This is a genomic window from Agarivorans litoreus, assembly GCF_019649015.1.
In the GTDB taxonomy this organism is placed as follows: Bacteria; Pseudomonadota; Gammaproteobacteria; order Enterobacterales; family Celerinatantimonadaceae; genus Agarivorans; species Agarivorans litoreus.
This window is the reverse complement of record NZ_BLPI01000001.1, coordinates 361,523-388,360: the sequence shown is the minus strand read 5'-3', so window position 1 is coordinate 388,360 and position 26,838 is coordinate 361,523. Positions and strand designations below refer to the sequence as shown.

General features: G+C 42.7%; 24 protein-coding genes and 1 pseudogene. 9 read left to right on the top strand and 16 right to left on the bottom strand.

Annotated features, from left to right (window positions below; all coding sequences use genetic code 11):
- Positions 1-201 precede the first annotated feature (201 nt).
- The 4 genes and pseudogenes from K5L93_RS01785 to K5L93_RS01770 form a co-directional block, all read left to right on the top strand.
- Positions 202-282 (top strand): annotated as a pseudogene (locus K5L93_RS01785) (hypothetical protein); the annotation flags it as partial.
- Between the two features lie 20 nt (positions 283-302).
- Positions 303-791, top strand: coding sequence for a P-loop nucleotide/nucleoside kinase family protein (locus tag K5L93_RS01780; RefSeq protein ID WP_220718214.1), 489 nt, complete (start codon positions 303-305; stop codon positions 789-791).
- Positions 792-972: 181 nt separating this feature from the next.
- On the top strand, positions 973-2,112 hold the full coding sequence (locus tag K5L93_RS01775) for a GNAT family N-acetyltransferase (protein WP_220718213.1): 1,140 nt from the start codon (positions 973-975) through the stop codon (positions 2,110-2,112).
- A gap of 17 nt (positions 2,113-2,129) precedes the next feature.
- Positions 2,130-2,702, top strand: coding sequence for a DUF6151 family protein (locus K5L93_RS01770; protein WP_220718212.1), 573 nt, complete (start codon positions 2,130-2,132; stop codon positions 2,700-2,702).
- Between the two features lie 71 nt (positions 2,703-2,773).
- Here the strand turns inward: K5L93_RS01770 and K5L93_RS01765 are convergent, their stop codons facing one another.
- On the bottom strand, positions 2,774-3,997 hold the full coding sequence (locus K5L93_RS01765) for a DEAD/DEAH box helicase (protein ID WP_220718211.1): 1,224 nt from the start codon (positions 3,995-3,997) through the stop codon (positions 2,774-2,776).
- 158 nt (positions 3,998-4,155) lie between these two features.
- On the opposite strand from K5L93_RS01765, the gene K5L93_RS20265 reads away from it, so the two are divergent.
- The gene (locus K5L93_RS20265) at positions 4,156-4,401 is read left to right on the top strand and encodes a Rho-binding antiterminator (protein ID WP_220718210.1); all 246 of its coding nucleotides are present in this window, start codon (positions 4,156-4,158) and stop codon (positions 4,399-4,401) included.
- Positions 4,402-4,476: 75 nt separating this feature from the next.
- Here K5L93_RS20265 and K5L93_RS01755 read toward each other — a convergent pair whose 3' ends face one another.
- From K5L93_RS01755 to leuC, 3 genes are all read right to left on the bottom strand, one after another.
- Entirely contained in the window at positions 4,477-5,979 is a 1,503-nt protein-coding gene (locus K5L93_RS01755; protein ID WP_246614960.1) for a hydroxymethylglutaryl-CoA lyase-like TIM-barrel protein, read from the bottom strand.
- A 94-nt stretch (positions 5,980-6,073) separates the two neighbouring features.
- Entirely contained in the window at positions 6,074-6,691 is a 618-nt protein-coding gene (gene leuD / locus K5L93_RS01750; protein WP_220718208.1) for a 3-isopropylmalate dehydratase small subunit, read from the bottom strand.
- Positions 6,692-6,738: 47 nt separating this feature from the next.
- Positions 6,739-8,142, bottom strand: a complete 1,404-nt coding sequence (gene leuC, locus K5L93_RS01745) for a 3-isopropylmalate dehydratase large subunit (protein ID WP_220718207.1) — start codon at positions 8,140-8,142, stop codon at positions 6,739-6,741.
- 386 nt (positions 8,143-8,528) lie between these two features.
- Here leuC and K5L93_RS01740 point away from each other — a divergent pair, with 386 nt between their 5' ends.
- A complete protein-coding gene (locus tag K5L93_RS01740; protein ID WP_220718206.1) occupies positions 8,529-10,670 on the top strand; it encodes an alpha-amylase in 2,142 nt (713 codons plus the stop codon).
- A gap of 68 nt (positions 10,671-10,738) precedes the next feature.
- Here K5L93_RS01740 and K5L93_RS01735 read toward each other — a convergent pair whose 3' ends face one another.
- Positions 10,739-11,527, bottom strand: a complete 789-nt coding sequence (locus tag K5L93_RS01735) for a PEP-CTERM sorting domain-containing protein (protein ID WP_220718205.1) — start codon at positions 11,525-11,527, stop codon at positions 10,739-10,741.
- 354 nt (positions 11,528-11,881) lie between these two features.
- Between K5L93_RS01735 and K5L93_RS01730 the strand changes: the two genes are divergently transcribed.
- The gene (locus K5L93_RS01730; protein WP_220718204.1) at positions 11,882-12,316 is read left to right on the top strand and encodes a DUF4174 domain-containing protein; all 435 of its coding nucleotides are present in this window, start codon (positions 11,882-11,884) and stop codon (positions 12,314-12,316) included.
- Between the two features lie 63 nt (positions 12,317-12,379).
- On the opposite strand, the gene K5L93_RS01725 is transcribed toward K5L93_RS01730, so the two are convergent.
- The 5 genes from K5L93_RS01725 to K5L93_RS01705 form a co-directional block, all read right to left on the bottom strand.
- Positions 12,380-13,135 carry an oligogalacturonate-specific porin KdgM family protein gene (locus tag K5L93_RS01725; protein ID WP_220718203.1) on the bottom strand — a complete coding sequence of 252 codons (756 nt, stop codon included), beginning with the start codon at positions 13,133-13,135 and terminating at the stop codon, positions 12,380-12,382.
- Positions 13,136-13,204: 69 nt separating this feature from the next.
- On the bottom strand, positions 13,205-14,452 hold the full coding sequence (locus K5L93_RS01720; protein ID WP_220718202.1) for an alginate lyase family protein: 1,248 nt from the start codon (positions 14,450-14,452) through the stop codon (positions 13,205-13,207).
- Between the two features lie 535 nt (positions 14,453-14,987).
- A complete protein-coding gene (locus K5L93_RS01715; RefSeq protein WP_016404080.1) occupies positions 14,988-15,428 on the bottom strand; it encodes a dCMP deaminase family protein in 441 nt (146 codons plus the stop codon).
- 215 nt (positions 15,429-15,643) lie between these two features.
- Positions 15,644-16,276, bottom strand: coding sequence for a DUF2959 domain-containing protein (locus K5L93_RS01710; protein ID WP_220718201.1), 633 nt, complete (start codon positions 16,274-16,276; stop codon positions 15,644-15,646).
- On the bottom strand, positions 16,276-16,503 hold the full coding sequence (locus tag K5L93_RS01705) for a hypothetical protein (protein ID WP_220718200.1): 228 nt from the start codon (positions 16,501-16,503) through the stop codon (positions 16,276-16,278). Before K5L93_RS01705 ends, K5L93_RS01710 begins: the two co-directional genes overlap by 1 nt.
- A gap of 212 nt (positions 16,504-16,715) precedes the next feature.
- Here K5L93_RS01705 and K5L93_RS01700 point away from each other — a divergent pair, with 212 nt between their 5' ends.
- On the top strand, positions 16,716-17,855 hold the full coding sequence (locus K5L93_RS01700; protein ID WP_220718199.1) for an exonuclease SbcCD subunit D: 1,140 nt from the start codon (positions 16,716-16,718) through the stop codon (positions 17,853-17,855).
- Positions 17,855-20,911 (top strand): AAA family ATPase, encoded by a 3,057-nt coding sequence (locus K5L93_RS01695; protein ID WP_220718198.1) that lies wholly within the window; start codon positions 17,855-17,857, stop codon positions 20,909-20,911. The genes K5L93_RS01700 and K5L93_RS01695 overlap by 1 nt, the downstream gene beginning before the upstream one ends.
- Before the next feature lie 109 nt (positions 20,912-21,020).
- Here the strand turns inward: K5L93_RS01695 and K5L93_RS01690 are convergent, their stop codons facing one another.
- From K5L93_RS01690 to dinG, 6 genes are all read right to left on the bottom strand, one after another.
- Positions 21,021-21,857 carry a nucleoside-specific channel-forming Tsx family protein gene (locus K5L93_RS01690; protein WP_220718197.1) on the bottom strand — a complete coding sequence of 279 codons (837 nt, stop codon included), beginning with the start codon at positions 21,855-21,857 and terminating at the stop codon, positions 21,021-21,023.
- A 276-nt stretch (positions 21,858-22,133) separates the two neighbouring features.
- Entirely contained in the window at positions 22,134-22,295 is a 162-nt protein-coding gene (gene rsmS, locus K5L93_RS01685; RefSeq protein ID WP_220718196.1) for a pleiotropic regulatory protein RsmS, read from the bottom strand.
- Between the two features lie 71 nt (positions 22,296-22,366).
- Positions 22,367-23,152, bottom strand: coding sequence for a YccT family protein (locus K5L93_RS01680; protein WP_220718195.1), 786 nt, complete (start codon positions 23,150-23,152; stop codon positions 22,367-22,369).
- Positions 23,153-23,155: 3 nt separating this feature from the next.
- Positions 23,156-23,764, bottom strand: a complete 609-nt coding sequence (priC, locus tag K5L93_RS01675) for a primosomal replication protein PriC (protein WP_220718194.1) — start codon at positions 23,762-23,764, stop codon at positions 23,156-23,158.
- Positions 23,752-24,531 (bottom strand): TSUP family transporter, encoded by a 780-nt coding sequence (locus tag K5L93_RS01670; protein WP_220718193.1) that lies wholly within the window; start codon positions 24,529-24,531, stop codon positions 23,752-23,754. Before K5L93_RS01670 ends, priC begins: the two co-directional genes overlap by 13 nt.
- Entirely contained in the window at positions 24,531-26,555 is a 2,025-nt protein-coding gene (gene dinG, locus K5L93_RS01665) for an ATP-dependent DNA helicase DinG (protein ID WP_220718192.1), read from the bottom strand. Before dinG ends, K5L93_RS01670 begins: the two co-directional genes overlap by 1 nt.
- Between the last annotated feature and the right edge of the window lie 283 nt (positions 26,556-26,838).

Sequence of the window (26,838 nt, the reverse complement as noted above, 5' to 3'; positions counted from 1 at the left end):
TTATTTCAGTCCTTAAGAAAAGCGGTGAAAATAGTCTATACCATCTACTATCGTAAGTTAGATAGTCCATACAAAGGGAAGGTTAGCCAACCACAGGTAATAATATTTAACCTGAACTCGGGATAAGGAAGTGACGATATTTTTGCAACCAAGTACTTAATCTAGAAACCGGTTTATTATCCCGGGCTCAGGTTATTTAGTCTCTATTTTAACGGAAAATTCATTACCACAAATATCAGCATTTCTATCGATAGTCGTTTTGATAAATTTATTACGTCTTAAGCGTAAACTTGAGGAGAGTAATGGCTAAAGTCATTTTTCTGTGTGGTTTTATTGGTTCAGGTAAAACCACTTATGCAAAAAAGCTAGCGGCGGAGTTGCCGGCATTTCGCTTTACCATGGATGAGTGGATGATTCCTTTGTTTGGTGAGCACATGGAACGTGAAGTGTTTGATGCACGAAAAGCGGTCCTTTATAACCTATTCCAGCAATCGGCTTTGTCCTTATTAAAACTGGGCACTTCGGTAATTTTCGATTGTGGCTTGTGGCAAAAAGCAGAACGATTAGAAGTCGCTCAGTGGGCCCAAGCCGAAGGCTTTGAGTTTGAGCTCCACTATTTAGACGTAAGTTTTGAGCAATGTTGTGACAGGGCTTACTCTCGCAATAAGCAGCGCGGTGAGCACGCTTACGAAATGACACCCGCGATGATGGAGATGTTTTGGCAACAGTTTGAGCTACCTAGCGAAGAAGATGTGGTGTGGGTTACCTCAAAGCCCCTCAGGTTAACCTAGCGCTTAATTGAACACTACATTCAAGCTAAGTTCCCTTAGCTTTATTCTCTTGAAGCAGCTTTTAGGATGAAAAGCTGCAAGCACTAGTTGTTATTTACAAACGCTAAGCGACAGATTGGTGGTTTAGTTATCACTTACTTTGTTGTAGTTTGGTTGTATCAATGTAACGAAGTGTGATTTTGTGACTATCAGTGAAAATGCGTTAACTAACAACAGCAGTTATCTTTTGCACTCTAGCATTAAGCACAGCGAACTTGCGCTTGATGCTAGCTCTCCCTTTCACAACCCGGTGTTCTTACAAGCCTTAGAGCAACAGGCATGTGTGGGAGCGAATAGCGGCTGGCAGCCACATCATATTGAGTTGCCTGATCACCAATTACTGTTTCCAAGCTATTTAAAGTCACATAGCTATGGTGAGTATGTGTTTGATTGGGCATGGGCCGACGCTTATCAGCGTTACGGTTTACAGTACTACCCCAAGCTTGTAACTATGCAACCCTTTACGCCTATCGGCGGGCAGAAGCACTTTGGTAATGCCCTCACTGATAGCGCCGTTTCTCAACTAACCGATAGTGTGGTAGATATTTGCCAACAACAGAGCTTAAGTTCTTGGCACTGCAATTTTATTGAGCAGTCTTTTGCCGAGCAATTACAAAGCAATGGCATGATGACGCGTCACGGGGTGCAGTTTGAATGGCATAATAAAGGCTATGCTAGCTTTGAAGATTATGTATCACGTTTTACCTCTCGCAAAAGAAAAACCACTAACAAAGAGCGCAGAGTAGCGAAATCCAGTGTGGACGAGATAGTTTGGCGAATGGGCGACGATATCGACTATCAAGCCTTAGAGGCATTTTATCTTTGTTATCAAACTACCTATATGAAGCGTGGACAAAAAGGCTATTTGTCCTTTGGCTTTTTTCAGCAACTCGCTAAGCAAATGGGTGATGACATGCTGCTAGTGACAGCAGAAAAAGACCAGAAAATTGTGGCTAGTGCTTTGTTCTTTTTCGACCAAGATAACTTATATGGCCGCTATTGGGGCTGTTTGCAAGAGTTAGACATGCTGCATTTTGAGTTGTGTTTTTATCAAGGTATCGAGTTTGCTATAGCCAAAGGAATACAGCGGTTCAACCCTGGTACTCAAGGTGAGCACAAGCTGTATAGGGGTTTTGAACCAGTGACCACCTATTCCTCTCACTATGTTGCTCGTAGTGATTTTTCCGCCGCAATAAAAGCCTTTTGCATCGAAGAGCAGCGGCACATCGCACAATATGCTGAGCAGTGTAAAAAGCTGCTCCCCTATAAAACCCAGCCCTAAGACAAATGGAGTCAGTCATGGATGTAGATCTACAATGCCGATGTGGCAAGATAAAAGGGCAGATAAAGCAAGTAAGCCCAAGCGCTGTTAAGCAGCTAGTCTGTTACTGTGAAGACTGCCGCAAGTTCGCTCTACATTTGCAGAGCGAGGGAGGCTCAATAAACCAATATGGCGGCTCCGAGCTATATTTAGCCGCGCCCGCTAAGGTTGAAATAATTGACGGCAAACAGCAGTTAGCCTGTTTGCGACTAACGCGTAAAGGCATTTATCGCTGGTATAGCCAATGTTGTAATACACCGATTGCTAATACCGTGGGCATTAAACTGCCATTAGTTACGGTTTATCAAGATTTTGTGGCTGCAGAGCAAACTAGCGCTTTACAAAGTCACGTTGAAGACTTGGGAGCCGTAAATGAAGATGAAGCCTTAAAGCCACTACCCAAGGCACTGTTGGGAGCATCCCCACGGATAACCAAATTTAAACTGATTGTTAAATTACTAAGCTGGAAACTGACCGGAAAAGGAAAACCCAATCCTTTCTTTGAAAACTCAGGCAGGGCAAAAGTAAAACCCTTGATACTTAAAAGCTAGTTTCCAAAGTTAACTCGCTACTTCTATAACTGATTTAATTAGCCCTCACGAGCAGTGAAGGCTGTTACACATTATCTGATCGTCTTTTTCGCGCTCTTGTAATGTCCATTACCCTTTTTAGATTTAGGTTTGTAGTTGAGAATTGAAATGGGCACTTCCTTCTTTGGCTCAAACCCTTCTATCACTTTACGTTCTATTAAGTGGCCAATTCGGCTTTCTATTGCACATAGGTTTCTAAAGTCATCTTTCGATACAAAGGATATCGCTTCGCCGCTTGCGCCTGCGCGCCCGGTTCGGCCAATGCGGTGCACATAGTCATCAGCTTGGTCGGGTAAATCGTAGTTAACCACTCGATTTAATTCTTCAATATCAATACCGCGAGCGGCAATACCGGTGGCGACTACAAACTTTACTTGGCCGGCTTTGAAGCTTTCTAACAATTTAGTTCTAGATGCTTGGCTACGGCCACTGTGAAAGGCTTCTGCAGCTATTCCGCGTTTCTCCAATTGGCTAACTAATTTGGCCGAGCCATGTTTCGTTTGAATAAAAATAAGCGCTTGCTGCCAATCATTTTCGTTAATCATGTGACTAAGTAATGAGGACTTTTTGTCTTTGTCTACGGTGACTAACCATTGATCAATATCAGGCGCGTTGTTGGCATCGTGGGTAAGCGATATTTCAACCGCATCACCAATTGTGGTCTTAGCAAGTTGTTTAACTTGTTTAGACAAGGTGGCTGAGAACAGTAGGCTTTGACGCTGCTCAGGTAAGCGATCAACGATTTTGCTTATGTCGTCGATAAAGCCCATATCTAACATGCGGTCAGCTTCGTCGAGCACTAAGGTATCTAGCTGGTCAAAGTGCACTGCACGTTGATACATCATGTCCAACAACCTACCAGGAGTTGCCACCAAAACATCTACACCGTAAATTAAGGCCTGCTTTTGCGGTTCTGAGTCTACTCCGCCAACCATTGCTAGAGAGCTTATTTCAAGGTGTTTTGCATAGTCCTTTATACTTTGCTCTACTTGCTGAGCTAGCTCTCTAGTGGGGGCTAATATTAAGGCTCGTACTCTTTTACCGCGCAGTGCTTCGGTTTGCTGAGAAATACTTTGCAAAATGGGTAAGACAAAACTAGCAGTTTTACCTGTGCCTGTTTGTGCAGCTGCAATAAGGTTCTTGCCTTTTAGTACCAATGGAATGGCTTTAGCCTGAATCGGAGTAGGCTGTTGGTAGTTTTGTTCTTGTATGGCTTGAATAAGCTGTGGGCTTAAACCAAGTTTTGTAAAAGGCATTGGAGTACTCTGCTAAATAAGCGGCAACAGCTAGTATAGTATCTAGCCTATAAGTTAACGAGCGCGGAGTGTAGCACCTTATTTACTCGCAAGCTTGGGAATTAATAGCTTTCTTCGCTGGTCTATAGTTGGCGATAGGTTAGTGGTGTGGAGTGACTATGATTTCTTGCAACGAATATGATTATATTGAAATAGCCTGCATGTTCCGCTACTCCGTTAAGCTTATATTGAGAGACGCTTCCGTACTTGAAGGGATAGCAGTTGATACCTTTACTAATCAACAGAAACAAGAATGTATTAAGTTACAACAGGAAGAAGGTGAACGCCTTGTCCTGCTTGATAGTCTTAAGCGGTTACAAGTATTTAGTGACAACCCGCGTTTTACTCTAGTGGACTTCGCTTGAGGTCTTATGTCGTTGGCTTTAATTAGAAAAGGCGAGCCATGCTCGCCTTTTAAGTTTACTTGAGAGGCTTTAGTGTTACTGGCGTTGGTGTAAACGCACATTCAGCATGCGTAAAGTAGCTTGAATACCAGCAAATACCTGGTTGGAGTTAACCCCACGGGTATGAAATTGCTTAGCATCATCGGCCCATTGAATCACACACTCGGTCAGTGCATTTGCTTGGCCACCTGGAGGAATACGAACCTCGTAATCAATCAGTTCTGGCATGGTTAGCTTAGAATCGCTTAAAGGATGTTCGAGTGCTTTCATGAAGGCATCAAAACCACCGTTACCGTGTCCTGAGCTCTTATAAACCTTATCACCAATGCGTAGGCGAATGTTGGCGGAAGACTCTAAATCTAACCCACTGGTAATTGAGCAGTTAAGTAACTCAATATGGGCGAAGTCATTGCTCTCCATGATATCGGCGATAATGAACGGTAAATCGTTAGGAGTGATAGTGGCTTTTTGGTCACCTAACTTAACGATTTTGTCGAGCAGCTTTTTCTGATTCTCTGGAGATATTTCTATCTCCATCGCTTCTAGGTTTTTAATAATTGAGGCTTTACCTGCCATTTTACCTAAGGCATAACTGCGCTCACGGCCAAAGCGCTCTGGGCTTAGCTCGGTAATGTATAAACCACCTTTATGGTCACCATCGGCATGAATACCCGCGGTTTGAGTAAATACATCTGCACCAACAATCGGGGTATTAGCGGCTAGTCGTTTACCGGAAAAGCTTTCAACTAGCTTGGCAATATTGTGGATTTCTTTTTCATCGATGTTTAGCTGAAAACCGAGCTTATCTTTAAGTACTACTGACACTTCGGCTAACGAAGCATTACCAGCGCGTTCACCCAAACAGTTCATGGTGCAATGCAGTGCCGCTACGCCGGCTTCTGCCGCTGCCATGCTATTGGCTGTGGCTAAACCGTAATCGTTATGCGGGTGAAAGTTAAACTTAATACTTGGGAAGCGCTCAATCATGTCAGTTAAGCTATCAAATACTTCTTTTGGTGCCATTACCCCTAGGGTATCTGGCAACATAAAGTGTTCTATGCCTAAGTCTTTAAGTGCGTCGACCAGCTGGTATACGTAGTCTGGGCTATCGGCATAGCCGTTTGACCAGTCTTCCAAATAGACGTTTACGCTTAAGCCTTGGGCTTGGGCGTAGCTCACCGTTTGTTTAATGTCGGTGATATGCTGCTCTATGGTTTTACCTAGCTGATTAGTACAGTGGTTTAAGCTGCCTTTGGTCAGTAGATTAATAATTTTAGCGCCTGATTCTACAATCCAATCAACGCTTTTAGTGTGATCAACAAAACCAAGAATTTCGATTTGATGTAGGTGTCCTGCGTTTTTAGCCCAGTCGGTAAGCTGTTGTACCGCCGATTTTTCGCCGTCTGAAACACGTGCAGAGGCTACTTCGATACGATCAACTTTTAAGGATTGGAGTAGGGCTTTACCTACACTGACTTTTTCTTGGGGGAAGTAAGACACACCTTGGGTTTGTTCGCCATCGCGAAGGGTAGTGTCCATGAGTTGTATTGAGCGCTTTTGCTCCATAAACCATGTCTCGCAGTAAAGAAATTAGCTAAAGAGTAGGCGCTACCTTGGTAGCGCCTAACTGCAACTACGCGCTTGGCCACAACCAAGGTAGTTGTTGTTTGTGTTTGGCTTCAAATTCAGAGATCTTATCTTCGAATTTTAAAGTCCAACCAATATCGTCAAGGCCTTTAGATAAAGTCTCTTTACGGAATGGGTCTACATCAAACGCTATTTCTTTACCCGCTGGAGTTTGAATTACTTGATTCTCTAAATCGATAGTAATTGAAATACCAGGTGCGGCTTCTACCTCATCCATTAATGCTTGTAATGTTTCTGCATCAACAATGATTGGCAAGATGCCATTTTTAAAGCAGTTGCTGAAGAAAATATCAGCGTAGCTAGTTGAAATGATTGTATTGAAACCGTAATCGGCAATTGACCAAGGTGCGTGCTCACGGGAGCTACCACAACCAAAGTTATCACCAGCAATTAGAATTTTAGCGCCTTTAAACTCAGGGCGGTTCAATTCAAACTCTGGATTGTCAGAGCCATCTTCTAGGTAGCGCCAATCGTGAAAAAGGTGAACACCAAAACCAGTACGTTCTACTTTTTTCAAAAACTGTTTGGCAATGATTTGGTCGGTATCAACATTGCTGCGATTCATTACTGCGGCAACAGAACTGTGTTTTTCATAAGGTTGCATATTTAACTCCAAAATTTCACTCACATCGATAACTCAATGTGTTTACATTATTTCCAATTACGTAAATCGACGAACTTACCTTCTACGGCCGCTGCTGCAGCCATGGCCGGTGATACAAGGTGGGTTCGACCCCCTTTTCCTTGTCGTCCTTCGAAGTTTCGGTTTGAAGTTGATGCACAACGTTGTTCAGGTTGAAGGTAATCACCATTCATCGCTAAACACATTGAACAACCCGGCTCACGCCATTCCCATCCAGCTTCGATAAGCACTTTGTCAATGCCTTCTTTTTCAGCTTGCTCTTTAACAGGATAAGAACCTGGTACCGCAATGGCTTGAACGCCTGGTGCTACTTTTTTGCCTTTAGACACTTCGGCAATAGCGCGGAAGTCTTCAATACGGCCGTTGGTACATGAACCCACAAATACTACGTCAACTGAGAAGTCAGTCATTTTCTTACCGGCCTCTAAACCCATGTAGTTAAGGGCACTTTTAGCGGCTAATGATTTGATTGAATCTTCAATTTGAGCAGGATCTGGAATGGGCTGATCCACGGGTAAAACTTGCTCTGGCGAAGTTCCCCAAGTGACTTGAGGTGCAATGTCTGCTGCGTCTAATTCTACAACTGCATCGTACTCTGCGCCTTCGTCGGTGGTTAGAGACTTCCAGTATTCTAGAGCTTGTTCCCAATGTTCCCCTTTAGGTGCAAACTCTTTGCCTTCTAAGAAATCGAAGGTTTTTTGGTCTGGTGCAATAAGGCCAGCACGTGCGCCACCTTCGATAGCCATGTTACATACAGTCATACGACCTTCCATGCTTAAGGCTTCAATTGCGCTACCCGCAAATTCAATCACGTAACCGGTACCGCCAGCAGTACCAATTTTACCGATGATGGCTAATACAATGTCTTTAGCGGTGGCAAATTCTGACAGTTCGCCATCTACCTTCACCAACATGGTTTTAGATTTCTTCTGTTGGATGGTCTGAGTTGCCATAATATGTTCAACTTCAGAGGTACCAATACCAAACGCAAGAGCGCCAAATGCACCGTGTGTAGCCGTGTGGCTATCACCACAACAAACCACCATGCCTGGGTGAACAAAACCATGCTCAGGTACAACGATGTGAATAACACCGTTATTGGCGTTGTTCATATCGTATAAGTTAATGCTGTTGTCGGCACAGTTTTGCGCCATAACTTCAATTTGTTTTTTGCCGATGGGGTCTGGCAAAGAAGCGCGGTCGGCGGCTTTAGTTGGTACACAGTGGTCCATAGTGGCCAAAATGCTGTGTGGGTTACGAACTGGGCGATTAGCCATACGCAGACCTTCAAAGGCTTGCGGGCTTGTTACTTCGTGCATGAGGTGACGGTCAACAAAAAGGATAGATGCGCTACCTTTAGGTTCGTGGACTACATGCGCGTCCCAGATCTTTTCGTACATTGTTTTTTTCATGGCTTCCTTTACACCCTGTCTGTTGCTCTCACTCGCGCTATTGTTATTTCTTTAGTCAAGCTTTAAGCGAATACTACTAACTTAAACTGTTTCTTTTATCTGTCTGCTAATTGTGATTTTTAAGCGAAATATTCTGCCAAAATAACCACAATAAAGACCCGACATGATAAAACAACATCACAGGTGCAGCAAGGGGCACGCGCTAATGAATGTGGATATGATGGCGAACCTGCTGTTTTGCCAAATGAAAGCGCTGTCAGTCATAAAATTCGCAAATAATCATGCTTTGTTAGTGAAAACTTAACTAGCTTTTGTTTTCATCACTTCAAATAGTTGAACGAGGTGTTTATGCGCAGGTTGCGATAGGTAAATACCATGGAGGTTGAATGAAAGGTTTTAAACTAGGTTTATTGAGTGCGGCGCTAGTAATGGCAGGCGGTTCGGCAAATTTGTCGGCGGCGATGATTAAAACGCCTCTATACATGAATTATGCTGATAGCGGTGTTAACGTTGAGCAGCGCTTAAAATTTGCTGGAAAAAGTAAATATAAAATTATCGTTCCGCTCGAAAAAGGCACTTATAACATTCAGATCTCAGACGAAGGCCAACAATGTGGCTTGCGTTTTGGCCCTGTTGACAAAAACAAACTTCGTTTTTCAAAACCTCAAGACTTAAATAGCTGTGCTAAAGATAAGTACTTTGAACTGAAAATTTTGTTTGCGGGTAACTACGAGTTAATTCTAGATAACTCAGATGCTGACAACCCTACCTTACAAGTTTCACGCAAGGCGCAAGCATCTACCTTTAAACGTAAACCGCCAGCGGTTGATTGTATCGCTTGGGATGGGCAGCCGGTAACGGTTGACGTAAGCTCTACCTTTAAAAATGGTCAAACCGTTAAAGATTTTTACTCTGGCCAAACCCAGAAAGTGGCTAATGGTAAAGTGACCATGCAGCCAGACCCGGCTAGCGGCGGTATCTTGTTGCTTGAAGCCGCAGATGCTAAGGCCAGTGAGTTTTCATGGGATAACGCGAGCGTTTACTTCATCATGACGGACCGTTTTAATAATGGTGACACCAGTAATGATTACCCGCTGAATCGTAAAGCCGATGGTAAACAGGAAATTGGTACCTTCCAAGGTGGTGACTTTAGTGGCATTACCGCTAAATTAGATTACATCAAAGACTTAGGCATGAACGCCATTTGGGTTACGCCTATTGTTGAGCAAATTCATGGTTTTATTGGTGGTGGAGAGAAAGGTAGCTTCCCATTCTATGGCTACCATGGCTACTGGGCTTTAGATTTTACTAAAATCGACCCCAATCTAGGCAGTGAAGAAGATTTTGGTCGCTTTGTTGACGAAGCCCATAAACGCGGCATTCGTGTGCTGGTTGACGTGGTAGTTAACCACGTGGGTTATCCAACCATGGATGATATGCAAACTTTTGGCATTAACGCAATGGCTCCTGGAGCTCCGGTACCGGAAAAATGGACTGACTGGCAGCCCGATTTTGATAAAGGCCAAAACTGGCATCGCTATAACAACTTTATTCGTTGGAGTTCTAGCGAATGGGGAGATAAATGGTGGGGACCAGACTGGGTTCGCAGTGGCATGGCAGGCTACACCGCACCTGGTGGTGATGATATCACTATGAACTTAGCGGGTTTGCCTGACTTATTAACCGAGAGTACTAAACACGTAGGATTGCCGCCTATTCTTAAAAACAAAAAAGATACCAAAGCGGTAGAGCGTGAAGGCTACACTGTGCTGGATTACTTAGTTGAATGGCATACTAATTGGGTACGCGATTACGGCATCGATGGCTTTAGGGCTGATACGGTTAAGCACGTAGAGCCTGAAGTTTGGGCTAAGTTGAAAGATGCCGCTACCGACGCCTTAGCAGAATGGAAGAGTAATAATCCAGAGAAAGCCATTGATGACAAACCATTTTGGATGGTAGGTGAAGTATGGCACCACGGTGCTTACCGCGACTTTTACTTCGACAACGGTATGGATAGCCTAATAAACTTTGAGTACGCTGGCGAAAGTGCAGCACTTAAAGGCTCTCAGTGTTTGGCGCAAAATGAAAAAATGTATGCAAGCTATGCTAAAGACATAAATAGCGACCCAACGTTTAATTTGCTTACTTACATTAGTTCGCACGATACCAAGTTGTTCTATTCAAACTATGAAGATTTACCGTTGCAAGCGGGTGCAGGTACGGCATTACTTATGATGCCTGGTGGCGTGCAATTGTACTATGGTGACGAGAGTGGGCGCCCACGCGGGCCACAATCAGATGCCTTTGACTCTCCAACGCGTTCGTTTATGAACTGGGAGCAAATTGCTAAAGACAAAGATCGTCAAGCGTTAGTAAAACACTGGCAAACAGTAGGTCAGTTCCGTGACCGCCACGTTGCCATTGGTGCTGGTGAGCATAAAAAAATAAGCGATCAACCTTATGCCTTTAGTCGCACCAAAGGTGACGACAAAGTGGTTGTGGTATTTGCTGGCATCAAGCAATAACAAAAAGTAATAAGCGGTAGTAGCAAAGCGACAGCGTAAATCTATGCTGTCGCTTTTTTTATTTTGCTTTAAACCTGGCTGCGCTTCACCTTTAGCGCGACTAAGCCCAAGAGCACCAGCCAAATACTGCTTGGCTCAGGTACTTGACTAGCTAGTAGATTTTCTCCGTTAACGATAATCTCCCTAAAGGCGAATGCCTCATTCCCACCATTTTGATTTGCGTTAAAGTACAAGCTAAATATTGAACCACTGCCAATTAAGCTCTGACTAAGTTGCTGGAATTGGTTGTTTAGCACCTGACCGTTTATCGATAGTGGGTCGTTTAGTGCGTATTGGCTTCCGTTGGCCATGGTATAGCTCTGATTGGTTTGTTCACCAACCGAGCTAGCAAAGAGTAATTGAATAGGTGAAGCATCAATTGCATAGCTAAAGCTAAAGTAATCAGAGCTTTCAAAATCACCCATAGCCGCCATAGAAATAGAAATTGAAGTTAAGGAAAAACCGCCAATATCAAATTGCCAAGTTGCTTGTGTATTGCCGCTTGGGTTATTTGGATTTAGCGTATCACTTACACCAAAAAAGCTTTGTTGGTCAGTTTGTGAATTAACAATACCAAGGTTATCACTTGCGGTACTTAGGCTCGAATCAATCAGGCTATTTGGAATATTGGCGCCAGGACCAGCTTGGTATTTATCAAAGCCGTCTTGATCACTAGCAAATTGAGGGCTAAATGGGTTTTGATATTCGATTAGATTAAGACTACTGCTGTTTAGCATGTCGTAGGCGATAATAGTTGCCTGAACTGGCGCGGTGAGTAGCAACAAGCTTACAGAGAGTATATTTCTAGTGATTAGCATTAGACATTCCTTTGTAAAGTGAATGTCTTATAAATCAATAATTGCGCCAAGATTTAAAAGTTATAAAAATCAAAGGGTAAGATAGTTATAGCACTTAAGGAAAAGGATAATGTAAATATTAATGACACATTTATCATCAAGTGTAATGCAGTGTCCAATCTTTTTATTGACCATTTTGTAGTTAAATGGGCTCATAGCTTAACTAAATGTATTTTCATATTGATATTAGCTAGTTACGAATGCCGAATTATGACTGTAAAAAATCCTGACCACTAGCCCTCAGATTCAGCGCCGAAATATTGAACTTTATCGCCTAAGACTTCGTTCTAATTAGCTGAGAACGGGGGAATTGTTATGAAACAAGTAATCGCAGCTATGTTGTTATCTATTAGTGGCGTTGCTATGTCTTATCCTTTAGACAGCGACTATTGGGCACACCGAAGTGTGTTGTTTTTTGCGCCACAACAAGACCGCGCAGTTGAACAATTTTTGGCAGATGAAATGCGTTATCGTTGTCAGATCCAGGAGCGAGATCTTGTTGTTATGGTGATGACACCGCAACAAGCTTTAGGCAAAACTGGCCCAGTAGCAAGCCATGGGGTCTCTTATTTACGCAACAAATATAAGGTAGAAGATAACAAGCACATAGCAGTGTTAATTGGTAAAGATGGCCACGAAAAACACCGTTGGGGTGCTCCTACTAATTGGCAGGAAGTATTCGCAATTATTGATGCAATGCCGATGCGCAAACAAGAAATGCTAAATAATACCAGTGTATGTTCGGCATAAAAAAGAACCAAGCAGAAAACCTGCTTGGCTTTAAAGAAGGAAAGCTAAGTAATTACGAAATGTTTAAAATTTGTATTTAACACCAACACGGGTTTTAAGTTGGCGTTGGTCAGTTTTAGAGCTCACACTTGAGTTCCAAAATTCTACGTATGGACGCCATTTTTCAATTTGGTAACCGATGAAGATACCAGCATCCCAGTTGTCATCACCATTGTTGAATTGCGGATCTTTTGCTTTACCGGCAATTGCATCCCACTCGTATTCATGGCTTTTCCAGTAGTTCGCTTCGTAATCTAGTTTTAGATTAGGCATGCTTTTTACTTTGTAACCACCAGTCAGAGTGATTTTAGATTTAGTCCATGTCTCGCCGTTTTCTTTGCCATCGGCATATTGGCGAATTTCATAGCGGTAGCGTAATGCAGTTTTTAAACCGAAATCTGAGGTATAACCTACACGAAACTGCGGCTTATAAGTCACGCGCTGATCACCAAAGGTAATTGGCATACCAGGGTGGATGTACCATTTTTTGTTTAGTTTATGTTTGTAGCCCCAGTCAAACTCTGAGTCGCCGCGTTGTAAGTTTTCTAAAAAATCGCCGCTTTCGCCGTTTTCTTTATCGCCGCTAAAAAACTTCATCTCAACACTGTAGTTCCAGCTACCAGCATCACTTACTTTAGTTGAGTCACCTATCTTAATACGGTAACCGTAATCTTCTGACTCGTGCTTGTATTCGCTACGTATATCAAGTTGACCAGCAGCGACAGGTGCTGCAATTAACAGGGCACCAATTGCAATTGAAAGGCTTTTCATTTTTGTCATGATAAATTCCATTTCCAAGTTAAGGCCTATTAACAGGCCTAGTTTTTGTTTAGGGAGTTAGGGTCGTTATTATTGTTTTGGGTATAACAGTTCTATATCTCGTTCAGCCCAAATTTCAGCCAGGTTTTTTTTAACGGTAAATTGAGAAAAATCGCCTGAATTTGAGAGAGCCAATAAGGTTTGGTCACTCATACCTAGAGCTGCTTTACGATAGATTGGCATCATGCGCATTACTCGCGGAGTTTTTTTATGCGGGTAAGGCCAGTCTTCCGCTTTGTCTTGATATTGAGCTAACAACACAATACCTTTTTTTAGCGAACCACCTTTAGGCGATTCATAGTTCCATAGGTCTATGCCAATTTTTTCGCCCACTTGAGCAACACCAGATAAAGCATCTAAATTAAAGTAGCTGTAATGGTAAGAGCGAGTGCGCGCTAATTCATGTGGTTGAGTACCGTCGGCTCTAAACTGACTGTCTATGCGCATCTTGCCTTTCTCTACCGCGTTCATGGCAATTGATTCTTTGCCCAAAAAGTAGGAGATGCCCGCAACTTGTAGGTCATACCAAGAGCCGTGATTGTTTTCAGCATAGGCTTCGCCTTTGGGGCCACCGCCCAATTCGCTGGTGAGCAGCCAATCTAAGTACTCGCTATACCATTGATTGATGCCGTTCTCGTCTGCTTCTGTCCAAGCGGGAGACTGAGATACCATCGCAATCGCATCTAACATTCTGTCTGCAAACGAACGTGAATCAATAATGCCACCACGGCGGCCTTCTGCACGACCTGGCACACCTTGGGCGTAGTTCATGTTGGGGTTCATTCGTGTTTTAGGGTTTAAAAACCAAGTACGAATGTAATCTATAGCTGTTTCTGCATATTGCTCGTCTTGGCTAAAATAGTAGGCTATAGCTAAGGCTCTTACCGAGCGGGTAAACTTACCTAAGCGTTTTGAATCTGTTTCGCTAGTTTTTGATGCTGGATTTACCTTGCCATCAATACGGTTCCAAGGAAGGCCATCAGCTTTGTTTTTGTCAGGCCACCAATAAGGACTAATGCTTAAGTAATCGTTTTTGTTACCGCTTGGAGGCATCATCCCTTTATCGGTCACCGAAAATCGACCTGCTTTGGTAGCGTATTTTGCTTCTTCTAATAAACGCTCATAGCTTCGAGTCATCGTTGAAGGAGCATTTTCTGAATGCAGCAACGCTCGATTGTTTTTTAATACTTCTTCTTTCACAAATACAAATTCTGCTGCAATAGCGCTTGAGCTGGTTGCGATACAAATTGCAAAAGCTAAAGGTTTATAACTTGTCATCATTAGTCCTTAGAGGTGACTTCGCTACTAGTATTAATGTAATACAAATATGGTATTGGGATTTTGGATTTGTATCTGTGAGCCTGATCAGATTATTAAATATTTTTGTATGATTAAAAGAGGAGAGTTAAAAACTGTGGGCTAGATGAGGTTTAGCGTAAAGAAATGTGAGCTTAACCCTCTAATCAACTTTGTTTCAGAGAGAACTAAAACAACAAACTGGTATAGAAGGTAAAATGCAAACATAGCTGACAAGAACACTTTTCGTAAGATGATAAGTTATTGAATAGTTTATTTATTGGATTCGAATAAAAGTAAAAGCTATTAAAGTCATCGGTATAAGTGACTGATTTTCGTAATGCTTGTCAACGCTAGATCTTATTGATGGCTAAAACTAGAAAAGGTTTAGTATGGATTTATTAATAGTTATGAATTGATAACGACAAATAATTTTGAAGTCTTAAAGTAGACTACATTACTCTATTTTGTACTACATATAAGGGCTGTTGAAGCAACAACCCTGGCATTATCATGACTAGTTTTGATTCAGCGGCAACCAATCAACAGCTACACCTGCTTGGCTAAACATATCTTCACTAACTTTAATTTTGTCTCCCCAGCGAGATAAAAAGTCTTCAGATTGTTCTGGGCAATGCACGGTTGCAATACCTGTTTGAATAATTTTTGCTGCGCAGTTAGGACAGGGGAAGTGAGTAACCCAAATCTCGCAGCCAGACAAATCTCGCTTGGCAAATAAAATTGCATTTTCTTCAGCATGCAGGGTTTTAAGCAGCTTCATTTCTCGGTTGTCGGTTTCGGCGCTATCAGATATCCCGTGTGGGTAGCCGTTAAAGCCTAAGGATACAATGCGGTTGCTCTCGGTAATCACTGCTCCCACTTGGGTAGAGGGATCTTTACTCCAAGATGCTACTAGCTCTGCCATTTGAAAAAAGCGTTTAGCCCATTTAGAAACCATTTGTTTTACTCCTTTGTTAACGCGGGTATTGTGCGTAAGTTCTGTATTGCTTGCAAGTGACTTAAATAACGAGGTTTTTATAAGGCCAAGCTAATTGTAATAGGAGATTTTACTAACATTTCGAATAGAGTAAGCATTGTTAATTCACTGGGATTGGATATGTATGATGGGCTGTTATTTAAAGCCATACTCAATTTGAATATGGCTTTAATGGCTTACTTCATGGTTGCAATAAATTTGTCCGATTCTGCAATTGCCTTGCTCATTTGTGTAATTACGTCAGCAACTTCTTGCTCTAAGCGCGAGAACTCTTTACCAACTGCGCCAATGGCTCGAGCATTTAAGTTATGCTTTAAATAAAGCTGGTTGTCGTTTAAGCGTGTTAATACCGGGCCCATTTGTGCTTCTGCTCGGCGCATTGCTTTAAGCATGGCGGCGTAGCGTTTACGTGTATCAGCAAGCTGCTGCTTGCTCTCGGCTTTTAAACTAGCCGATTGATATTGCTCTAACTCATCTTGCCATTCATCAAAAAGTGCTTCTGCAACACTGTCTACTTCATCTATCCGTTCACTTACGGTTTCGGCTGCTGCTTTAGAGTCTTTATATTGGGCATTTACTTCATCGTAAACATCTTCTAAATCGCCGCCATCAAAATTAGTTAAGGTTTTAAGTTGTTCAAGAGCCGAGGTGAATTGTTGCTGCGCATCTTGTTGGCTTTCTTGTGCTTCTTCTACTCGGTCAACCAATATCTCGCGTTTGTGGTAGCCCACCTTTTCCATTGCGGAGTAATAGGTGGATTCACAAGCAACAAGGCCGGTAAGCAATATTAATATGCTAAAAATTCTCATTAGTTACTCCCTGGTGTAAATCTCGCTGCGTCAATAATTGCCCAAATATGAACGATCACCGCAATCACAATGGGCACAATTAACCACCAAAGCGCGTAGCCTGCAGCAGTTATTACAAAAAACATCAACGCCGACAGAATTCTGCCTTGAACTAATTGGCCTAAACCGGGGATAAAAAAGCTACAAATAGCGGCAAGCACGTTGCCAGTTGAACCTTGATCAGACACAGCTCTTCCTTGAAATAATTATTCATTAATAGGCCTATGTTGCCAGAGTCTAAGGCGCTATGCGAGTTTCGCTGACGAATTCATTTCTTTGACAGCTTGCTTGGTATCAAATGCGTATATTCATTGCCTTAAAAGCATGGCTTGGCGATAATGCTAGCACTGCAATTAGTAAAGCATTTGTGCTGGTTTCTGGTTTAACTTACGGATATTGAATGAAATTTCTCCACACTTCTGACTGGCACCTTGGGCGCCAGTTACACAATCAGTCTTTATTAGAAGATCAAGAGTATGTGTTAGAGCAAATTATTCAAATTGCCCAGCAGCAACAAGTGGATGCGTTAATCGTAGCTGGTGATGTATTTGATCGCTCTGTACCACCCAGTAATGCTGTTAAGCTGCTTGATGACACCCTAGATAAACTCGTTAATCAGCTAAACATCCCTGTGATACTGATTGCTGGAAACCACGATGGTGCGCAGCGCTTAGCTTTTGCATCGAGACAAATGCGTGAAAGTGGTCTCTATATTAGCGGTACTTTAGGTCAGCAAGTTTTAGCCATTAAGCTCCCCGCTAAAGATGGTGAATCAGTGGTGTTTTATCCGCTTCCTTATGCTGAGCCAGCCACCGTGCGTGAAGTGTTTGAATGCCAAGCAACTACCCATCAAGAAGCTATGCAAGTGTTGCTTGAACAAGTTAAACAACATGATAGCAAAGGCTTAAAAAAGGTAGTGATTGCTCACTGTTTTTTAGATGGCGGTGATGAGTCTGAATCAGAACGGCCCCTTAGCATTGGCGGGGCAGACAAGATTTCTCCAAAGCTATTTAGCGGTTTTGAGTATGTTGCTCTAGGTCATTTACATGGGCCCCAATACAAGGGTTCACAGCAGATCCGCTATTCCGGTTCTCCTTTAAAGTATTCTTTTAGCGAGCAGCATCAGGCTAAGTCTGTGACTTTGGTTGAGCTCACTGAAGACGACAGCAATATAGAACTGATTGCACTTAACGCTAAGCGAGATGTACGCATTATAGAAGGTTATCTCGACGACTTATTAGCTAGTGGAAGCACCGATAGTCAACGAGATGATTACCTAATGGTGCGTTTGTTAGATAAGTCGGCCATTTTAGATGCCATGGGCAAGTTACGCGAGGTATACCCAAATGTTCTGCACCTCGAGCGAACCGGTTTGATGGCAAATACAGACAAGCTTGAGCTTAATCGAGAGCACATAAAAAAAGGTGAATACGACATGTTCACCGACTTTTTTGCCCAAGTATCTGGCGATGAGCTAAGCGCTGAGCAGCAAGCCTTGTTAAAGCAAACTATCGACCAACTGCACCGCGGAGACCAATAATGCGCCCAATTTCATTATGCATGAGCGCCTTTGGCCCCTTTGCTGGAATAGAGTTGATAGATTTTCGCCAACTCGGTCAAAATCCACTATTTTTGCTCAATGGTCCTACAGGTGCAGGCAAAACCTCCATTTTAGATGCCATGTGTTTCGCCTTGTATGGAAAGAGCACTGGTGATGAGCGCGAAGCTTCACAAATGCGTTGTGATTTGGCCGATGAAGCCTTGCTAACCGAAGTGATTTTTGAGTTTGAACTAGGGGCGAAGCGATACAAAATTCGTCGCGTACCCGAACAAGCTCGCTTAAAAAAATCCGGTGATGGTTATACCCAACAAAAGCCAGAAGCCCAGTTAAGTTTGTTGAATGACGACGGCAGTGAAGAGCTACTAGTCCCTGCCAAGGTGTCGGAAGCAAATAACCAGATAGAGATGCTCACTGGCTTAGATGCCGACCAGTTTCGCCAAGTGATGGTCTTGCCACAGGGTAAGTTTCGCCAGCTATTAATGGCTGACTCTAAAGAGCGGGAAAAAATATTTTCTCAATTATTTCAAACTCATATTTATCGAAAAATTGAAGACAGCCTTAAAGCTCAAGCGGCCAGTATTCGCACTCAAGCTCTAGAGCAAAAGAATATTCGCGAAGGTATTTTACAAAGTGCCGATCTAAATGAACAAAGCGATTTAAGCGAAGAGCTAGCCCAATTAAGCTCGCAACTTGAGCAAGCCTTAGCGCAAAAGCAGCAAACTGAAGCACAGTACTTAGTGGCGAATAAAGATTACCAAGCGGCCAAACTACTCGACGAAGACTTTAATCTACAGGCTACTCTTAAAACAACTTTAACTGCTTTGAACAAACAAAAAGCCAGTATCAGCGAAAAGCAAACTCGCTTAGACCAAGCCAAAGCTGCTCAGGCTATTGAGGCCTTTGATACAGCAAAAGTACAGCGTTTTAACGAGGCTAAGCAAGCCAGTTTGGCACAAAGTCAAAGCGAAGCGGCATTAAGCTCGGCTCAACAACGCTTGCAGCAATCTAAGCAGCAAGTGGAGCAGGTTCCAGAGAAAGAAGCGCAACTAGCCCAAGCTCAAGAAGGCTTACTTTCGCTGCAAAACTTTAAGCCACTGATTCAAGACTTAGATAAACTAAAACAGCAGCAAACTGCAGCCCAAGCAAAATTAGATAGTCAAGCAGAGCAAGGTAAGGGGTTAAAGCAGCAGCTGGTAGATTTAGTTAGCCGTAAAGTCGCTTTGAGCGAGCAACTTACCAGCAGTCGCCAATTGGCGGAAAGCCAAGCGGAAAAACAGCGGTTGTTAGGCCTATGCCAGCAAAATGTAGAGCTGGCTGAGGCGCTGGCTAAACTAAACCAACAGATGAGTGATAATCAGCGTGAGCTTGAACAATCTGCTGAGCAAGGTAAGCAGCTTAAAGCTGATTACGAGCAAGCTCAGCAGCAGGCAAATCAGGTTCAACTAACTTGGCACCAAGGCCAAGCCGCTATTATGGCGCAACGACTTAAGACGGGTGATGCTTGCCCAGTATGTGGCAGCACTGCGCATCCTCAACTTGCGGCGAGTCATCAAGCATTGCCCAGCGAAAATGATGTAGAGCAGGCACGTAACAATGAGCAAATCGCGCGAGATAAACTAGAAGAAGCCCGTCAGCACTACAAAACCTTAAAAACCAAGCAAAGCGAATGGCTAAATCAACAGCAGAACATTAGCCAGCAACTGGGCGATAAAGCGGCAATCTCCTTGCAACAGTTTCGCGCAGAACTGGATGCTGCACAGCAAGCTTTGGCCGCCGCTCAACAGGCTCAGTCACATGCTAAACAACAGCAACAACAACTTGAGCAAACAGAACAAACAGAGAAGCAGTTGCACGCTCAGGTAGAGCAAGCGCGAGACTTATATCAGCAAACCAAAAGCCAGTTAGATGTGTTGCAAGGGCAGCGCGAAAATGCCAAGCAAAACTTACCAGAGAAGTACCAGCAGCCGTCAATTCTTGATGAAGCTATAAATCTGCAACAGCAGCAAGTAGAGCAACTTAAGACATCTATTGCAGCGATAAACGAGCAGCACAATGCCGCTCGGGAAGACTTAAGTGCTAAACAATCGGCAGCTACAGCGGCAAAACAGGCGCTGCAACTCGCTCAGCAAGCCTTAAGTGAAGCGCAAGCTAGGTTTTCAGAGCAATTAGCAAAGTCTAGTTTTGTCAATGAAAGCGCCTTTAACATGGCCTTGATTAGTGATGATGAAATGGCAGCACTTGCAAAGGACCTAGAAGAATATCATAGCGACTTAACAAAAGTGTCTGCGCAATTAGAGCAATTAAAGGCCAAACTAAAGGGCAAAAAGCAGCAAAGTCTTGAAGACTTAGCGCAAGCGCTTAACAAACTGCTAGAACAAAAAGATTTAGCAGATACTGAGTGGAACAAGCTCAATAATCGTCACTTAAGTTTGTTAGAGATCCAAAATAAGCTAAATCAAGCCGATAAGAATGCTCAATCTCTATCTGAGCAATACCAAGTGGTAGGCACTTTAGCTGACGTAGCCAATGGTCAGACCGGCAATAAGGTTAGTTTGCAGCGCTTTGTATTGAGCGTATTACTAGATGATGTATTACTTCAAGCTAGTCAGCGCTTAGGTGTAATGAGTAAAGGTCGTTACCAACTCATTCGCAAAGAGCTGCGCGCTAAAGGAAATAAAGCCTCTGGTTTAGAGTTGGAAGTTGAAGATAGTTATACCTCGAAAGTTCGTTCGGTGGCTACCTTAAGTGGTGGCGAGAGCTTTATGGCAGCCTTGGCAATGGCACTAGGTTTGTCGGATGTGGTACAAGCTTATGCTGGCGGCATAAAACTAGATACTCTGTTTATTGATGAAGGTTTCGGTAGCTTGGATCAAGAGTCATTAGATTTAGCGATTCGTACCTTGGTGGATTTGCAAAGTGCTGGCAGGACGGTGGGAGTGATTTCTCACGTATCAGAGATGAAAGAGCAAATTGCCACTAGAATAGATGTGCTTAAGCACTCATCTGGTAGTACGACTAAGTTAGTGTTGGCGTAGAGTTTTTCGAGTCTAGTTTGATGAATTTTAAACTTAATAAATTAGAGATAGGAGTGTAGATACCAAACAAACCTAGTTATTACTAGGTTTGTTTGGCGAATAGCAAGGCTTAGATTTTGTAAGTCACAGAGAAATAGTGGCCAAAACCAGTTGTTTCTTGAATTGGACCGCCTGGGTACAATTCCGCATTATCTCTCATACCATAAGTATCATAGAAGTATTTCAATCCATAACCTACAGCGAAGCGATCTGAGTGCCAGTAAATACCATGGAATGTTTGTCCACCTGAGGTTGTGCGGTTAGATTGGTCTGAGTAACCATTCGCACCAAACATATGGTCCCAATAACCTTGGTATGAAATGAAACTGTCATTCTCGAAAAAATAAACAGGTTTGAACCAGTTAGTTGAGAATTGGTAGCCATTCCACGAACCTTCATCGTCGTTACCAAAGTTTTTAGCGCTATAACGAGCATAAAGGTTCATGCCCATTTTACCCAACCAAGGTACATTAACGTCAGAGCCTAATCCTAGGAAATGCTCTTGCTGTTCTTCGCCAAAGTTGTTTAAGTTAGCTATGTAAATTTCTTGAACTGGACCAAATGATAAATCTTTGCCGGTTACTGCATCTAACGAAAGGCGCGGAGCAAATTTCATGAACATACCACCGGTTTCATGTTTAGTGCTGCTGCTGCTGTTAGTTATGTCGAAAACATCGACGTAACCGTAGAAATCGAAGTAGCCAGAGCGACCGCCAAATTCCATTTCTAAATAGGTATCTTTGTAGCCTTCATCGATATTATGCGGCTTTTGATCAATGGTGTGCATCAAGTTGAATTGCAGCCATTTATAATCGCCTGCATGTACGTCTTCTTTTACTTCGGCAGCATTTGCCGACAAAGATGACGCTGCAATTAGCAGAGCGCTAACTAATCCAAGATTTTTCATTAGGGTAGTTCCTTGTTCACATTTAGGTGAATTACCGTGTGTGTGTTGTTTTGAGTTCGGCGGCAAGTTTATAGATGAAGGGAACTAAAGTTTCGACTTTGGTCACAAAATATAGTGCAATTATTGGTCGGTTGAAACAAATTAACCAAATATGTTTATTTGAATTGTTGTGCGGATGAAAAATTTATATAAATTTGTTTGTAACAAATTTATATAATTCAGAGGCTTGACTAATTTGTTGAGCACTTACTTTAGTAAGTTACTTTGCTTGAGGTTTTAGTCTTCAAGCTTTGATTGTTTGGCAATTTTTTGTTGGCAATCATTAGTGACTATTTCTAAAGCTTTAAGAGCAAGCTCTGGCTCAATGTGGTTTTCTTCGAGTAATTGAATCAGATCAACAGCAAGTTGGATATGTTTTGGAGCAGTGTTTAGAGACATAGTGAACCAGAAAGAAATAGGTAGGCAAAATGACCTGAATTGATATTAATTCAGGTCATCGAAAAAGTAGTTTACTGTTGTTGGATTACCCAAATTTGAAACTGTTTACGAGTGGCTGCATCGGCACGTTGATACCAAAACTGCAGCATTTGTAACTCAGTATTATCACTCGCAGGTACTGCTACATTACTCGCAGGTAACGCTACTTCGGCGCTTGTGGCAACTGGGTTGTTATTAGAAGCAACGACAGCCGTTGTTGCTACAGCTGTGGTAGCGATTGCAGCATTGGTATTGCTGCTACCGTTTGTACTAGTCGTTGCAGCAGGTGTTTGTGCTTTTGCTACCACCGCCGTGCTTGTGGCTGCAGCAACAGCGGGTGTGTTTGAGCCTTGTTTGGCTTCAATGGCTGCTATTTCTTCTAAGTAGTCACGCGAAAACTGCATGCCCGGTTTTAAAGGTAGGAGGTAGTAGCTCGAATCAACAGAGCCACCTTTTTTATCACTCAAGCTAAACTTTGGTTTCTCGGCAAACTTTTTCGCTTTACTAATATTGCGAGGTTGTTGGGCTTGTAAAACAATCTCTTGACCATCTTTTACATTCAAATTAATCACGATAGGCGTAGACTTGATTATCTCTGAATTGCTATTTGAGCCCACGTTGTCTGCGTAGCGAACCACAACTTGGTGAGGACCTGCATCTAATTTAGTGTCTGTTTTACTTAGGCTGAATACACCACTAGACTGTTTATCTACATACATAATCTCGAAGTGACTAGGTGTAGAGAAACTTGCAGCAAAGGCATTGAAGCTTGCAATACAAGCAAATGTTAAAGTTACAGTCTTCCCAAAGAATCGCATGAATTACTCCTTAAAGCGTGATTCTAACTGATTAATTTTTTGTTCCAGCTTCCACGTGGTTTTTTGACACTCGCCCAAACGACTTTTTAGGTTGAGGAGTTCCGTGCTTAGTCTAGCAGTATCTGTCTTTAGATTACTACGATTAAGTACTTGGTTTTTTTCTGCTATTTTTTGCTCAAGTTGGAATTCAAATTGTTTTTGTTGCTTGAGCTTTTCGCGCAGTTGATTTTGATCGCCAGAGTTCATAACTTTATTTAAGCGGTTTTGCCAACTCTGGATCCTTTGTTGTTGAGGGGCAGAGTATTGCTTTTGCTTTCGGGATACTTGGCTTATTTTACTTTGTAGCATCGCAAATTTACCGACGAAGCGGTCGCAATAAAGTTTTAACAAGTCTACATCTTTGGTTTTTTGACCTAAACGACTTATTTGCTGAAGGTCTTGTTCAAGCTCGCCAACATAGTCACTAAACAGATCACTACGACAGCTAAATCGCTCATCCAGTACTGCGGTTTTGGCATAGGCACTACGTTCACCCTGTAAATCTCGATGTTCGGCTTGCTCCTTTAGTTGACGCAGCTTTTGCGCCAACTTTTCCAGTTCTAACTCAACCATGCTTGCCACGCCAGTTTACCGGCAATAACCATTACCACAGTAATAAACACCGGACGAATGAACTTCGCACCAAAGTGAATGGCTGAATGCGCGCCAACTACTGCACCCAGCATAATACTCACACCCATGGTTAAGCCAATTGCCCAATTTACGTGGCCTAAATATACAAAGGTAATAAACGAAACAAAGTTACTGGTGAAGTTCATCGCTTTTGCTAAGCCTGAAGACAATAAAATGTTCATCTTATATAAGGCCATGGATGACACGGTCCAGAATGCTCCAGTGCCAGGTCCTGCGACGCCATCATAAAAGCCTAGGCTTAAACCTTGCCCAACCATTTGTTTAGTGAGTTTTTTGTCTGCTTTGGGAAGCACAGCTTGGCCGTCGGCTTGTTTACGATTAAGGATGGTATAAACCGCGGTTGCCATAATCACTAGAGGTAATAGCTTTTCTAACCATTCGGTGCTTATAAAGTCTACGATAAAGGTACCGGCAAAAGCGCCAATTGCGGTAGCAACAAAGCTCCAAAGCCAAAACACCGGATTAAATAGTTGTTTACGATAAAATGTCCATGCAGCGGTGCTTGAACCAAAACTAGCAGCAAGCTTGTTGGTGCCTAAAGCAATGTGGGGGGGCAAGCCAATGCTCAGCAAGGCGGGAATGGTCAATAGGCCTCCGCCCCCTGCAATTGCATCAATAAAACCGGCTGTTAGGCCTATGCCTACGATAAGGATCAAAACAGATGGGTCGAGTCCCAGTTCTAACATCAATGGTCACTTCTTTTATAAGGTGGTAATGCAGCTAATAGTTGCTTGCCGTATCGACGAGTAGTGAGTCGACTATCGAGCAGCACAATTCTACCTGAATCACTTTCTTTTCTCATTAGTCTTCCGCAGCTCTGTACCAGTTTTCTACTGGCGCTAGGTAAAGTTAGCAACATGAACGGATTTTGGTTACGACTTTCAAGCAGTTCGGCATGGCTAGCCATTACCGGCTCGGTAGGAACAGCAAAAGGAAGGCGAGCAATGATAAGGTCGGTTAATAGATCACCGGGTAAGTCGATGCCTTCGCTAAAGCCGATAGTTGCTAGAATAGTGCTGGTTTGATTTTGTTGGCGGCTTTGTCGATGTTTTGCCAGTATTTGCTGATTGGTTAATTGACCTTGAATCCAAAGGTTATTTAGTTTCTGCTTTTCTAATTGCTCTGCAACTTTATCCACTAAACGATAAGAGTTACAAAGCACCAATATGCCGCCTTGATTGCGCTGAGCTTTGATGATCTCGTGGGCAACATTATTGGCAAACTCGGGGTGGTCGGGTTCAGCGATATTGTTTGGAACCGCTAGAACAACTTGCTGGTAGTTAAAAGGAGAGGGCAGTTTTATGAGTTGTTCCGTCGCTAATTTAGGTAAGCCAATTTGATTAAGGTAATAGGAAAAGTTGCCTAGAGCGCTGAGTGTTGCTGATACTGCAATTACAGAAAAAGCATCTTGCCAAAGCAACTGTTGCAGTAAACCACCTATTTCAATGGGAGAACTACATAATAGTATTTCCTTTTCTTTACGGGTAAACCAAAAGGCATAGTTTTTTTGGTTGTTTTCGTTCGCATAACTAAACAATACCTCCAGCCAAGACTCAGATAAACTTTGCATGATGCTTAATCTACTCAGTAAGGCTTCAGCCTGGGCAGACTTCATTTGATTGTTGGCTACGCTCTCTTGGATAACCCCAGCATAATGCTGCAAACTATTACTTAGCTTATTGGCTTCTTTATGGTAGTTACTGGCAATGTTAATGATCGCGCTGGGTGTGTTTCCAAGTGCGAAGCGCCAATGCTGACTGTTATCAAAAGATCCTTTATTGGCATTTGCAACATCTTTAAGTTTGTTAAAGCAGCGGTTTAGTTCTGCGCAGGCTTCCTTTAACTTTAAGCTGCTTCCAGCAACAGCATTGGGGTTTAGAATGTTTGCTAATTCTTTGTCGAACAGCTTTAGGTTCTCTAGCTCCTTTAGTGCATGATTTAGCATTAGTTGCTTAGCGCTAGCCTCTCTTGCTACCTCAGGAAACTGATGAGCTTCGTCTAATATATAGATGCAATCCTCTGCGGCGGGGAGAATATGGCCACTGCCTGCATGAAGATCTGCAAGTAACAAACTATGGTTTGCCACAATAACATCAGCTTTTTTTAAGCCTTTGCGTGCTTTATGAAAAGGACAACTTCGATGCCTAGCCGATTGAATCGAGCAACTTAGTGTATCAACCACAACATGTTGCCAAATTTGCCAAGGTACTTGCCCTGGCCAACTATCTCTATCGCCATCCCATTTACCTTGCTGCAAAGCAATCGCCATTCTTTTGCTGAGATCTAATTGTTTTGGGGTGAGACCTAAATCGGTGCTAGTGGCTGCAACTAGTTTATGGGCGCAACAATAACGCTGCCTTCCTTTTGCTAAGGCAAACTCAAACTCGCCGTGTGCCGCTCTATGCACCGTGGGTAAATCACTTTCTATTAATTGCTGTTGTAGCGCAACAGTTGCGGTTGAAACGACTACTTTTTTGTTCATTGCCTTAGCTAAAGGAATGGAGGCAAGTAAATACGCCAGTGATTTTCCGGTTCCTGTGCCAGCTTCAGCTAAAAGCACCCGTTGTTTTCGATTGATATCTCCAGCGATTGTTTTGGCGATTTGCGCAATAAGAGCACTTTGTGCAGCCCTCTTAACAAATTTTAGGTTTTGCTCCTGAAGAGTATTATACCAATGGCGAATTCGTTGTTTGTGTTTTTCTGTTAACATGAATTCCTCAATGTTGTTAACAACTTAGAAATGACCGCTTGTTCTTTGCCTGTATATTATAGATGAGTGTGGCGACATAAAATACTGCAAAAAAATCAAATTGTTGGCTTAAATACTGTTAGATATAGATCACGTTTTTATCTCTAATACATTCTTTTATGGTGTGTGATTATAGTTTGACCACTCTAAAAGCACGTAGATACAGGGTTTTACGTGATTTTATAAAAGTTCAATTTTTTATTGCAAAATTTTTCCAGCTTGATAATGTATTGACCAGACAGCG